This window comes from Methylotenera sp. G11 (assembly GCF_000799735.1).
Classification (GTDB): Bacteria; Pseudomonadota; Gammaproteobacteria; order Burkholderiales; family Methylophilaceae; genus Methylotenera.
In genome coordinates this window covers 1,867,986-1,881,250 of the sequence record NZ_JUHH01000001.1, presented here as the reverse complement: position 1 = coordinate 1,881,250, position 13,265 = coordinate 1,867,986, and the positions used below count along the sequence as shown (strand labels likewise).

Below are 13,265 nucleotides of genomic sequence, written 5' to 3'. Positions count from 1 at the left end.
TTTTATAGAATAGCCCCGCTTTAAGCAATTTACACCTAAGTAGTAGTTGCCTGAAACATAGCTCCATAGAAAATACGCTTTTTTCCGGCAAAACAGCCCGTCACGGCTGCCGGCACTTACTGCAATTTCACATCCGCAACCTCGCCACTGACGGTAAACCCGGCCTGGCGGCGGCGTGATGCTGACATCAGCTCTGCATTGACCTTGCCGGAAACGATATGGTTCGCATCAATTTCAATCTGCCCGCGGGCACGCAGCTGTCCGGTTTTCAGTTCAAGCTGTTTGTAACGGTATTGCCCATCCTTGAATTGCAGATTGCCGGTGAGCGTATCGAATCGGGTAAAAGCAGCTTCAGGTGAAGGTTTATCGACAGCTCCGGCCATCACGGCATGCGACAGTGCTATGCCATTCAATTTGCCACCAGGCACCTCAAAGCTGGCATTGACTTCCGTACTGCCTGCCAGGTCAGCGGCATGGGCAGCCTTGCCTGCAAACGTCGCTGTAGCGTTAAGTGCGCCATCCACTGAGGCTTTGCTGCCAAAAGCCGTGAATAAACGCGGCAGCCTGGTTTTAATCAGTTCAAAACTGCCCGATGTGCCCAAGCCGCCTGTCCAGTCCAGCGTAGCCTGCGCCTTGACCGTTCCCCCAAACGCCTTGGCCTCGATTCGGCTGAAGCTGACCTGGCCTTGGCTGATCTGTCCACTGGCAGTAAGCTCATCGAACTCCAGAGGTGTTAATAACGGCAGCTGCCAGTTGCTTGCCGTCACCGTAACGGCACTGCCGGCGTTTTGCGGGCTAAGAAGCAGCGTAAGATTGCCATTGGCATTAACCAGCTCAACACTGTTCAGCTCCCCGGACGGAGTAAGCGCAACCTTACCGTTAAAGGCCTCAAGCTCGAGATCTGCAATCTTGAACAAGATTTTCTTTAAAGCAATATGCTCAACTTTCAATTGATCTGATTTTGCTGCGTTATTGATCCATTGCATCTGGCGGCCAAAATCAGCGGGAGTCAGTGTAACCGTGCTGATTTCAAGCAGTTTAAGCACTTTTGCATCCTTGAACAGCATGGACACATCGGACTCTATATTCACGGAACCAATCCTGACATCCGCGCTGTCGCCTACAGTAACGCCCGTCAGTATCAAACGCGGCTGAGGCAGCAGTGACGCATGCACTTCCTGCACCGTGACGCGTTCACCGATACTGGCTGATGCCAGCCTCTCCACAGGCTCGATCAGCATGGTCAGGTTAAGCACATGTATCAGGCCAAGCAGCACGATCACGGCTACCGGAACAAAAACCAGCAAGGGTTTGATGAGCTTGGGTGATTGAATGTTGAATTTAGCCAGCATGCCCGGTCCGCGCATTTCCCTGGCACGGGCTTTTTCTTCAGCCCTGCGCTGGGCCTTGGCCTCCTTTTCTTCCCGGGCAAGGCGTTTCGCCTCCTCACGCGCTGCTTTGTCGGCTACTGCCTGCGCGATTTTCTCGGCTTCGCGGCGCGCTTTTTCTTCTTCACGTGCCAGCCGCTCCGCTTCACGCAACTTCCGCTCTGCGGCTTCGGCCTCGGCTTTACGTTCTGCCGCGATACGCGCCTGTTCTTCGGCTTGTTCACGCGCAATACGTTCTGCTTCTGCCTGCAAACGCGCTGCTTCTTCCGCCTTGGCCCTGGCAATCGCTTCGGCTTCTTCGCGTGCGATACGTTCCGCTTCCAGGCGGGCCTGTTCCGCGGCTTCCTGCCGGGCTTTTTCGGCTGCTTCTTCAGCGGCTTTGCGTTCCGCTGCAAGACGTGCCCGCTCTTCCGCTTCTTCACGGGCGATACGCTCCGCTTCCAGTCTCGCTTTTTCTATAGCTTCGGCTTCTGCTTTGCGTTCCGCTGCAAGACGTGCCTGTTCTTCGGCTTCCTCACGGGCGATGCGTTCTGCTTCTAGCCGCGCCTGTTCCGCGGCTTCCTGCCGGGCTTTTTCGGCTGCTTCTTCAGCGGCTTTGCGTTCCGCTGCGATACGCGCCCGTTCTTCCGCTTCTTCACGGGCGATACGCTCCGCTTCCAGTCTCGCTTTTTCTGCGGCTTCAGCTTCTTCACGCGCAATGCGTTCTGCTTCTGCCTGCAAACGTGCTTCTTCTTCCGCTTTGGCCCGCGCAATGGCTTCGGCTTCTTCGCGTGCGATGCGTTCTGCTTCTAGCCGCGCCTGTTCCGCGGCTTCCTGCCGGGCTTTTTCGGCTGCTTCTTCAGCGGCTTTGCGTTCCGCTGCGATACGCGCCTGTTCTTCCGCTTCCTCACGAGCAATACGCTCCGCTTCCAGCCTCGCTTTTTCTGCAGCTTCGGCTTGTTCACGCGCAATACGTTCTGCCTCGGCTTTTAATTTGGCAGCGGCTTCAGCCTTTTCACGCTCTATGCGCTCTACTTCCTGACGTGCTTTTGCGCCGGCTTCCGCTATGCGCTTTGCTTGTTCAGCGGCCATGAGCCTGGCCTTTTCTGCGGCTTCGGCCTTTAATCTGCGCTCGGCTTCCCGTTTGGCTTTTATGGCTTTAACTTCTTGAGCCCTGCGTTCAACTTCTGGCTCTAAGGGTACTTCGGTCGCCGAGGGCGCATTTTTTTCAACAACCGGTTTTATTTCAGCGACACCCTCGACACCAAAACCTGCATCTTCAAAATTCAGTTCTGCCGCATCAATTTCTTCCACCGCAATGTTGTAATTGTTATTTGCATTGATGGAATAGCTACCGACCTCATTTAGCCATTCCGGCTCTGCTGCCTTACTTGAAATGCGTTGGATGTAACCATCGTCTTCCAGCTTGAGCAGGATCTTCTGCAGCTCGCTCTTTGCCAGCTTGCCGGAGCTGCGCAGGATTTCCTCTACATTTTGCTTGCCGTCTACCAGTGATAATACCTGCTTGAACTGCGGCGACAAACCACCGACCCATGGCAATGGCGCACGCGATGCTTTGGCCGTTTTACTAAAAACAGTGTTTAAATCCATTATCCTTTGTCCCTCTGGATGACTGCGCCAACCTTGCCTCAAAGCCTGACAGAAACCCCGCACCAGAACTCACCCATAAGGGTGATTGACCTGGTCTGCGTTTTATACATATAGATTACCATGAAAAGACTGCCGTGTTGATTTGAGCGTGCGCTAAAACCTTACTTGCCGGCAAGCAGCCAATAGATCCCGCCTGCCCTGCCGGAAGCAGGTATTTCACCTATATTGGGGCAGTTGCAGCCACCTTGTTTCATGGCAATAACTTCAACTGCATATCTACATGCTGGATATTGGCATCAAAATATGGCTCGCTGCAGACTTTAAAACCAGACTGCTCATAAAAAGCGATTGCATGTACCTGTGCAGAAAGGGTGATCTTCTGCCAACCCTGCTGCCTATATAATGAAACGGCCTTTGCCAGCAAGCCATGGCCGACACCCATGCCGCGCCACGGCTTCAGAACCGCCATACGCCCTATACTGCCATCCCCGGTCAGCCTTGCGCAGCCTATCGCTTCGCCCGCGCTGTTAAATGCCAGAAGGTGCCGGGCAGCTGCATCCATCCCGTCCCATTCCAGCGCAACCGGCACATGCTGCTCTTTGATAAACACTTCTTCACGCACCATTTTCAATGATGCGGCATGTGTTTGCCAGGTGACCGCCGCAATCACAAAATCCATTTTCAAAGCGTACCACCCCTTTCGTTTGCCTCTTGCAGGCTATGACAGTAACAGGCATTATGCGTGTTTGTCTTTTCAGTTAATTTAAGGTTATATATGCAAAAATATTTAACAACCATTGCGCGCATCCTGCTTGCGCAGATTTTCCTGGTTCAGGTAGTCGCTCTCGTGATCAGTTTCATGAACAATCCATCAGGCTATCAGGAATATCAGGCTGGGCTGGGCAGTTTAGGGTTGCCCGGGATTTTCGCGCCATTGATCATTTTAATTAACCTGATAGGCGGACTTGGTTTGCTGCTTGGTTATAAAACCAAAGCTGTCGCTTTAGCCATGGCCATATATGTTGTTGCCCTGATCTTTTTACTCAAGTTGCCGTTATTGCAATATCTGGCAATCGCCGGCGGCCTGCTGCTGTTAAATGCAAACCCGAATACTGCGTGCAGCCTGGACAATCTCAAGAAATAACGCTGCAATAAAGTAAAAAAGCGGCCTGGTTCCAGTGCCGCTTTTTTATTATTCCCATTCCAGTGCCGGGTAAATCGTATTGACGTTGCGCCGGTTAGCAACCTCGAATAGCTGCCATTTATCCTTTTCAGCTGCCGCTGCGGTTTCCATCGCTTTTTCCATGCCTTCGTTTTTTCTGATGCTTGCACGTACATCCGCCAGCAACTGATTCAGGTAGCGCTGCGCATTTTCTAATGCGGCAACCCAGTCTTTAGTCACAGGGCCATGGCCGGGCACCACTTGCTTTGCCGGACTTGCTTTCAGTTTTTCAATCTCTGCGATCAAACCCTTGATGTCGGTTTCGACTACCGGTGTGCGTTCTATGAAAAGCAGATCGCCGGTGAACAGGGTACCGGTTCTGTCATCAATCAGCGATACATCGGTATTGGTGTGGGCGGCGGCATGGGCCGTCAATTCCAGCTTCCTATCGCCCAGGTCCAGCGTGAGTTTATCTTTCACGGTCAGCGTGGGTTTGACCAGGTCACTGCCATTCGCATCGGCATGCAATAACCTTTCATTCAGTTTCGCATACTGGTCACGGCGAAGCTCCATAGCGTTGGCTAATTTTTCATGACCTACAAAAGCAGGTTTATCAGCCAGAAACGCAGCATTGCCATATACATGGTCCGGATGCACATGGGTATTCACCACATACAACACCGGCAGCGGAGTCACCTTGCGAATTGCCTCACGCAATTGCTTGCCTGTTTTCAGGCTGCCACCGCTATCAATCACCGCTACGCCTTTGCTGCCCACGATAAAACCGATATTACAGATATCTCCCTGATAGCCGGTATCAATATCCAGATGCTTGCCATGATGCACATAAATGCCATCAGCCACTTGCTCCACAGCGAAAGCTTCATGGCTGACCTGTGAGTCTGCGTGACTTGAGCTGACCATGCTGCAGCCCACTAGCGCCAGCATACTCATGGTTATCATTAAAATACGCATGAATCGTTCCTTGAATTTATGTTACAGATTAAAATGAGCCGGCTTTGTGAAATTATTTGCAATCATGCCAGTCACACACATTAAGATTTAACCACTTCAGGATATTACTATGAATCAACCCTCAGCACGCTATACCAGAACCGCCATTGTTTTACACTGGCTGATAGCCCTTGGCATTTTTGCCATGTTTGCACTTGGCTGGTACATGAGCGAATTACCTAAAGACGCTCCCAAGCAAATGGGATTTGACCTGTTTGATTTAGGTATCTACACCTGGCAGCTTGCTGCAGAGGCCAGCCCGAGAACCTTCTACTACAACCTGCATAAATCTATCGGTGTAACACTATTGGCCCTGATCATTATCCGTGTTCTTTGGCGCATCACGCACCGTGCGCCGGCGTTATTGGCTTCCTACAAAAACTGGGAGAAAAAACTGGCTACCGGCACACATCACTTGCTCTATTTGCTCATGGTGGCAATGCCGCTCAGCGGCCTGATCATGGCGGTAAACAGCAAATATGGCATCAAATGGTTTGGCATTGATTTCATCGGCGGCCTGGATAACGCAGCTTACCGTGATTTTTTCAAAGAAGTACACGAAACGGTTGGCGCCATGCTTTTGATTATCGTCATTCTGCACATTCTAGGTGCATTGAAACATAAGTTTATTGATAAAGACGGAACCATGAAACGCATGTCTTTAAAGTAATCACCAGGTCACAGACAATAAAAAGCCCATGATTAATGGGCTTTTTTATTGTCCGGGCTTTTTATTACCCGGTTTGATTACCGCAATTACTGGTGATACTGGCGGCTATGCTCACGCACCGCATTCAGCATGGCAGCGGCATTCTCCGGCGGTGTCCATTGCGTAATGCCATGACCGAGGTTGAACACATGGCCATTGCCATGACCATAACTGGCCAGCACATTGGCAACCTGTTTCTCAATCGCTTCTGGCGTCGATAGCAGGATTGCAGGATCAAGGTTGCCCTGCAATGCCACTTTAGCACCTACGCGTTTGCGCGCACTGCCGATATCAACCGCCCAATCCAGCCCAAGTGCATCGGCGCCGGTTTCTGCCTGAGCTTCCAACCACAAACCGCCGCCTTTGGTAAACACGATGCTGGGCACTTTGCTGCCTTCACTGGTTTTAGTTAAGCCGCTCACGATTTTTTTCATGTAATTCAGTGAGAATTCGATATAGGCATCATGCGCCAGCGCACCGCCCCATGAGTCAAATATCATCACCGCCTGTGCGCCTGCAGCAATCTGCGCATTCAAGTACTGGATCACAGTCTGCGCCGTGATATCCAGGATATGATGCAGCAGGTCAGGGCGTGCATAAGCCATTTTTTTTATGTTCAGGAAGTCCGTACCGCCTTTGCCTTCCACCATATAGGTTGCCAATGTCCACGGACTGCCGCTGAATCCGATTAAGGGCACGCGGCCATTCAAGGTCTTGCGGATCTGGCTCACGGCATTGAACACATATTGCAGCTCGGCCATATCCGGCACGACCAGTTTTTTAATGTCAGCTTCCTGCTGCAGCGTGCGCTCGAATTTAGGACCTTCGCCTTCTTCGAAATACAGGCCCAGACCCATGGCATCAGGCACGGTGAGGATATCGGAGAAAAGAATCGATGCATCCAGTAACGGGTAACGATCCAAAGGCTGGATAGTGACTTCTGTGGCGAAATCGGCATTTTTACAAAGACTTAGAAAACTGCCTGCATTCTTACGCGTCGCCTTATACTCCGGCAGGTAGCGGCCTGCCTGTCGCATCATCCAAACTGGCGTATATTCGGTAGGTTGGCGCAGCAATGCGCGCAAAAAGGTATCGTTCTGTAATGGTGTCATTGTTTCTGCTCAAAAAAAGTGGGGATGCACGTGATATGCATCCCCAGCTATTTTACTAGATTAAGCCTTGTTTAGCGCAGGAGATTAACGCGGCAATACTGATGACCCCATCAGGAACTCATCCACTGCACGCGCGGCCTGACGGCCTTCGCGAATCGCCCAAACCACCAGAGACTGGCCACGGCGTACGTCACCGGCAGCAAAAACCTTCTCTTTGCTCGTTTTGTAGCAGCCTTCGCCATCGGTAGTCGCTTTTGCATTGCCGCGCTGGTCTTTTTCCACACCGAACACTTCCAGCAGTTTTTGCACCGGTGACACGAAACCCATGGCTAAAAACACCAGGTCAGCCGGCATTGTGAATTCCGAGCCTGGCACTTCGCTCATCTTGCCATCTTTCCACTCCACGCGCGCGGCTTTGAGCGCCACCACTTTGCCGTTCTCGCCAATCAATTCTTTAGTAGTCACTGACCAGTCGCGGTTAGCACCTTCTTCATGCGAGCTTGAAGTACGCAGCTTGAGCGGCCAGTTTGGCCACACCAGTTCCTTGTTCTCTTTTTCCGGCGGTTGCGGCATCAGCTCAAACTGGGCAATACTCAGCGCACCATGGCGGTTTGAAGTACCTACGCAGTCAGAACCTGTATCACCGCCGCCAATCACGACCACATGCTTGCCGGTCGCCTTGATCTGGTCTGGGATCACATCACCCGCAACCACTTTATTTTGCGGTGTCAGGAAGTCCATTGCAAAATGAACGCCATCCAGTTCACGGCCGGTTACCGGCAAATCGCGTGGCTGCTCGGCACCTGCTGCCAATACCACCGCATCAAATTCAGCCAGTACGTCATCTGCTTTCACAGTCTCGCCTACATGCTGATTCACGCGGAATTCAACACCTTCAGCCTGCATTTGTGCCATGCGGCGGTCGATATGGGATTTTTCCATTTTGAAGTCAGGAATGCCGTAACGCAGCAAGCCGCCGATACGGCTGTTTTTTTCCAGCACGACGACGCTATGGCCGGCACGTGCCAGCTGCTGTGCTGCTGCCAGACCCGCCGGGCCAGACCCGACGACCGCTACTTTTTTACCTGTTTTATTCGGATTGACCTGTGGTTTTACCCAATCGTTTTCCCAGGCTTTATCAATGATCGCATGCTCAATGGATTTGATACCGACAGCGTCATCATTAATATTCAATGTGCATGCCGCCTCACAAGGGGCAGGACAGATGCGGCCGGTAAATTCCGGAAAATTGTTGGTTGAATGCAATACGTCAATCGCACTGCGCCAATCCTGGTGGTAAACCAGGTCGTTCCAGTCAGGAATGATATTATTGATCGGGCAGCCTGTGGTACAGAACGGTATGCCGCAATCCATGCAGCGTGCACCCTGTTGCTTGGCCTGATCATCAGTCAGATGCAATACAAATTCTTTGTAATTTTTAACGCGTTCCGGCACCGGCAGGTTAGCCTCCGAAAGACGCTTAAATTCCATAAAGCCTGTTACTTTACCCATACTATAAAGCCTTTTCCTATAAGAGAGAGTCTCTTTACTTATTTCTATAAAAAGTGACTGCTATCACGTCACTTAATTAAAATCGCACTCAGGCTGCAATCAATGCCTTGTCTTCAGCCAGCTCGATTAAAGCGCGTTTGTATTCGTTTGGCATGACTTTGACAAACTTGCCGCGCGCGTTTTCCCAGTCGGCAAGTATCGCTTTTGCGCGACCACTGTCGGTATATTCCGCATGCTTGTTAATCAAGGCAAGCAAAGTAACCTCGTCCGGCTGGTCAAGATGATGTACGGCATCGGCTGCTACATGGGCTGCATGCTCGACTTTTTCAAGCGATACCATGCCCATGTTGCAGCGCTTGGCAAACAGGCCATCTTCATCGTAAACATACGCAACACCGCCACTCATACCTGCCGCGAAGTTCTGGCCGGTTACGCCCAGCACAACAACGGTACCGCCGGTCATGTATTCACAGCCATGGTTACCTACACCCTCGACCACCGCAGAAGCACCTGAGTTACGCACGCAGAAACGCTCACCCGCCACACCGCTGAAATAACTTTCGCCAGTGGTCGCGCCATACATCACCGCATTGCCAACGATAATGTTCTGATGTGAAACGCCGCGGAATGCTTTGGGCGGCTTGATCACGATACGGCCGCCGCACAGGCCTTTACCCACGTAATCATTACCTTCACCTGCCAGGCTGAAAGTGATGCCCTGGGTCAGGAAGGCAGAGAAACTCTGGCCTGATGTGCCGGTAAAATTCACATGGATCGTGTCGTCCGGCAAACCTTTTTTGCCATAACGCGTCGCAATCTGGTTAGACAGCATCGTACCCACTGTACGGTTAGTATTGGTGATTGCGATATCCATCACCACTTTCTCGCCTTTTTCCAGCGCCGGCTGGGCAAGGGCGACCAGTTTATTATCCAGCGCATTCACCAGGCCGTGGTCCTGTACATCATTGTTTCTGCGTGAAACACTGGCTGGCATATCCGGTTGATGGAACACTTTGCTGAAATCCAGTCCATTGATTTTCCAATGGTCGATGCCAGCTTGGGTGTCCAGCAAATCTGCACGGCCGATCAGGTCTTCAAATTTCGCAATACCCATAGACGCCATGTATTCACGCACTTCTTCAGCCACAAAGAAGAAGTAGTTCACAACATGTTCCGGCTGGCCCGTGAAGCGCTTACGCAATTCCGGGTCTTGTGTTGCAACGCCTACCGGGCAGGTGTTCAGGTGACACTTGCGCATCATAATGCAGCCTTCAACCACGAGTGGTGCCGTGGCAAAGCCGAACTCGTCAGCGCCCAGCAATGCACCGATCACAACATCGCGGCCGGTTTTGATCTGGCCATCGACCTGCAGCACGATACGGCCACGCAATTGATTCAGCACTAAAGTCTGCTGCGCTTCAGATAAGCCCAGCTCCCATGGTGTACCCGCGTGTTTTACAGAGGATATCGGTGAAGCACCGGTGCCACCGTCATGACCGGCAATTACGATATGGTCAGACTTGGCTTTAGCCACGCCTGCTGCCACAGTGCCAACACCGGTTTCAGATACCAGCTTCACGGAGATTGACGCTTTAGGGTTGGCATTTTTCAGGTCATGAATCAGCTGCGCCAGATCTTCAATCGAATAAATATCATGGTGCGGAGGAGGTGAGATCAAGCCCACACCCGGCACGGAGAAACGCAATTTAGCGATATATTCTGAAACCTTATGGCCTGGCAGCTGGCCGCCTTCACCCGGTTTCGCACCCTGCGCCATCTTGATCTGGATCTGGTCTGCATTTGCCAGGTACTCTGCCGTTACGCCGAAACGGCCAGACGCTACCTGCTTGATCGCAGAGCGCATTGAGTCGCCCGCTTTAAGCGCAATATCTTTCTCAATCAGTTTTTCACCGATCACTGCCGCCATCGTGGTGGCATCAGCGACAGGAATGAAGCGCTTGGCATCTTCACCACCTTCGCCGGTATTGGACTTACCGCCGATACGGTTCATGGCAATCGCCAGGGTTGCGTGTGCTTCGGTAGAAATAGAACCCAGCGACATGGCGCCGGTTGCGAAACGCTTCACGATTTCTTTAGCCGGCTCTACAGACTCCAGCGGAATTGCAGCAGCTGCCGGTTTGATCTCGAACAGGCCGCGCAATGTCATATGACGGCGCGTCTGGTCATTGATCAGTTTTGCATACTCTTTATATGTATCAAATTTACCGGTACGTGTAGCATTTTGCAGCTTGGCGATTGATTCCGGTGTCCAGGTATGATCTTCACCACGCACACGGAACGCATATTCGCCGCCTGCATCCAGGCTGTTCGCCAGCACAGGATCAGCGCCGAATGCAGCTGTGTGTAAACGCACTGCTTCTTCAGCCACTTCATCCAGGCCGATACCTTCAATATTGGTGGTTGTACCGGTAAAGTACTGCGCAACAAAACGGCTGTTCAGGCCGATTGCCTCAAACCTTTGTGCGCCACAATAAGATTGGTAGGTAGAGATACCCATTTTGGACATGACTTTATACAAACCTTTGCCGATAGCCTTAACAAAGTTTTTGCTGGCCTTGTAGCTGTCATCTGACATGCCTTTGATCGTTTCAAAGGTCAGCCATGGGCAAACTGCTTCGGCACCATAGCCGCCCAACAGGGCAAAATGATGTACTTCACGCGCAGAACCGGTATCGACCACTAAACCAGTGCTGGTTCTTAAACCGGCGCGCACCAGATGCTCGTGCGTTGCTGAACACGCCAGCAGTGCAGGAATCGCCACGCGCTCGGCATTCATGCCGCGATCCGAGAGAATCAGGATATTGATACCATCCTGTACCGCGGTTTCTGCTGCTTTAGTCAGGTTTTCCAATGCTAAGGCTAAACCCGCCTTACCTTCCTGTGCAGGGTAGGTGATATCCAGTACCAGTGATTTATATTGATTATTGGTGAGTGCAGCAATCGACTTCAACTGCTCCAGTTCATCCAGCATCAGTACCGGCTGGCTGGCTTCCAGACGCATCGGCGGCGTAGTTTCCTCAATACCCAGCAGATTCGGTTTCGGGCCGATAAAGGTGACCAGTGACATCACCAGTTCTTCACGGATCGGATCGATAGGCGGGTTGGTAACCTGCGCAAACAACTGCTTGAAATAGTTGTAGAGTACTTTAGGACGGGCTGACAATACCGGCAATGCAGCATCGTTACCCATAGAGCCTGCGCCTTCTTCACCGTTCTGCACGATAGGCTGCAATACAAACTTGATGTCTTCCTGCGTATAGCCAAATGCCTGCTGTGTATCAAGCAGGCTGGCGTTCAATTGCAGTTCACTCTCAACTTTAGGCATATCAGCCAGGAAATAACGCGATTGCTCGATCCATTGCTTGTAAGGCTTGGCCGTTGCCAAGGCATTTTTAACTTCAGCATCATCAATGATGCGGCCCTGGACCGTATCGATGAGCAGCATTCTGCCTGGTTCCAGACGCCATTTTTTAACGATTTTCTCTTGCGGGAATGTAAGCACGCCCATCTCAGAAGCCATCATGACCAAATCGTCATCGGTCACCAGATAACGTGCCGGACGCAAACCATTACGGTCCAGCGTTGCACCGATCATGCTGCCATCAGTGAATGCCACGGCGGCCGGGCCATCCCACGGCTCCATCAATGCGGCATGATACTCATAGAAGGCACGGCGGTCGTCATCCATCAGGTTGTTGCTTGACCAGGCTTCCGGAATCAGCATCATCATCGCATGCGGCAAGCTGTAACCACCTGCCACCAATAATTCCAGGCAGTTATCAAAACAGGCTGAGTCAGACTGGCCATCTACAATCAATGGCCACAATTTTTCCAGATCCTCGCCAATCAGGCTTGAACGCATCGCTTCGTGGCGTGCTGCCATCCAGTTCACGTTGCCTTGTACCGTGTTGATTTCACCGTTATGTGCGATCATGCGGAAAGGGTGAGCCAGATCCCAGGCCGGGAAAGTGTTGGTTGAAAAACGCTGGTGCACCAAAGCCAAAGCTGACACCAGACTGGGATCATTCAAATCCTTATAATAAACGCCAACTTCATTTGCCAGCAGCATGCCTTTGTAAACGATGGTACGTGAAGACAATGACGGCATGTAGAACGCCGCATTATCTTCCAGCTTAAGCTCGCTTACCGCATGTTCGATACGTTTACGGATGACGAATAATTTGCGCTCAAACACAGACTGGTCAAAATCAGCACTACCCGCTTGCGCGCTGGCAATCAATACCTGGCGCATGGTTGGCTCTACATCACGTGCGGCCTGCGCGATATTGCTGTTATCAACCGGCACATCGCGCCAGCCTAATTCGATTTGATTTTCTTCCGCAATAATCTGCTTAAACAGTGCTTCACACGCCGCACGGTTATTTGCATTTTGCGGTAAAAACACATTGCCCACCGCATACTGACCGGCAGCCGGTAATGTAATATTAAGTGCAGCAGCCTCTTTACGCATGAAAGCATCGGGCATCTGCATGAGCAAGCCGGCACCATCGCCAAGCTTAGGATCGTAACCAGTTGCACCACGGTGAGTCAGGTTAGTGAGTAACTCCAACCCTTTTTGCACAATATCATGGCTCTTTTTACCCTTGATATGCGCTACGAATCCTACGCCACAGGCGTCGCGTTCGTTGCTCGGACTATACATGCCCTGCTGTTGTGGTGCGGTTAGTGCTGGTACTAACACACTTGTCTGATTTAATGCCTGGTCCATCAATCTTCTACCCCTATGTTTAGCTTAC

8 protein-coding genes are annotated in these 13,265 nt (G+C 51.6%); 2 read left to right on the top strand and 6 right to left on the bottom strand.

The features are described 5' to 3' along the window. Nucleotides 1-116: 116 nt before the first annotated feature. Entirely contained in the window at nucleotides 117-2,978 is a 2,862-nt protein-coding gene (locus GQ51_RS12060) for an AsmA-like C-terminal region-containing protein (protein WP_052177779.1), read from the bottom strand. A 250-nt stretch (nucleotides 2,979-3,228) separates the two neighbouring features. After that, nucleotides 3,229-3,657, bottom strand: a complete 429-nt coding sequence (locus GQ51_RS08700; RefSeq protein WP_047552153.1) for a GNAT family N-acetyltransferase — start codon at nucleotides 3,655-3,657, stop codon at nucleotides 3,229-3,231. Nucleotides 3,658-3,753: 96 nt separating this feature from the next. Between GQ51_RS08700 and GQ51_RS08695 the strand changes: the two genes are divergently transcribed. After that, nucleotides 3,754-4,122, top strand: coding sequence for a DoxX family membrane protein (locus tag GQ51_RS08695; RefSeq protein ID WP_047552152.1), 369 nt, complete (start codon nucleotides 3,754-3,756; stop codon nucleotides 4,120-4,122). Nucleotides 4,123-4,170: 48 nt separating this feature from the next. On the opposite strand, the gene GQ51_RS08690 is transcribed toward GQ51_RS08695, so the two are convergent. After that, a complete protein-coding gene (locus GQ51_RS08690) occupies nucleotides 4,171-5,115 on the bottom strand; it encodes a quinoprotein relay system zinc metallohydrolase 2 (RefSeq protein ID WP_047552151.1) in 945 nt (314 codons plus the stop codon). 109 nt (nucleotides 5,116-5,224) lie between these two features. Between GQ51_RS08690 and GQ51_RS08685 the strand changes: the two genes are divergently transcribed. Further along, complete coding sequence (locus GQ51_RS08685) at nucleotides 5,225-5,824, top strand: cytochrome b (RefSeq protein WP_047552150.1); 600 nt, start codon at nucleotides 5,225-5,227, stop codon at nucleotides 5,822-5,824. 86 nt (nucleotides 5,825-5,910) lie between these two features. Here the strand turns inward: GQ51_RS08685 and hemE are convergent, their stop codons facing one another. The 3 genes from hemE to GQ51_RS08670 form a co-directional block, all read right to left on the bottom strand. Beyond that, nucleotides 5,911-6,975, bottom strand: a complete 1,065-nt coding sequence (gene hemE / locus GQ51_RS08680; RefSeq protein WP_047552149.1) for a uroporphyrinogen decarboxylase — start codon at nucleotides 6,973-6,975, stop codon at nucleotides 5,911-5,913. An 84-nt stretch (nucleotides 6,976-7,059) separates the two neighbouring features. After that, on the bottom strand, nucleotides 7,060-8,487 hold the full coding sequence (locus GQ51_RS08675; protein ID WP_047552148.1) for a glutamate synthase subunit beta: 1,428 nt from the start codon (nucleotides 8,485-8,487) through the stop codon (nucleotides 7,060-7,062). 88 nt (nucleotides 8,488-8,575) lie between these two features. Beyond that, nucleotides 8,576-13,237: a glutamate synthase-related protein gene (locus GQ51_RS08670; RefSeq protein WP_047552147.1), complete on the bottom strand. Its 4,662-nt coding sequence runs from the start codon at nucleotides 13,235-13,237 to the stop codon at nucleotides 8,576-8,578. Nucleotides 13,238-13,265 lie beyond the last annotated feature (28 nt).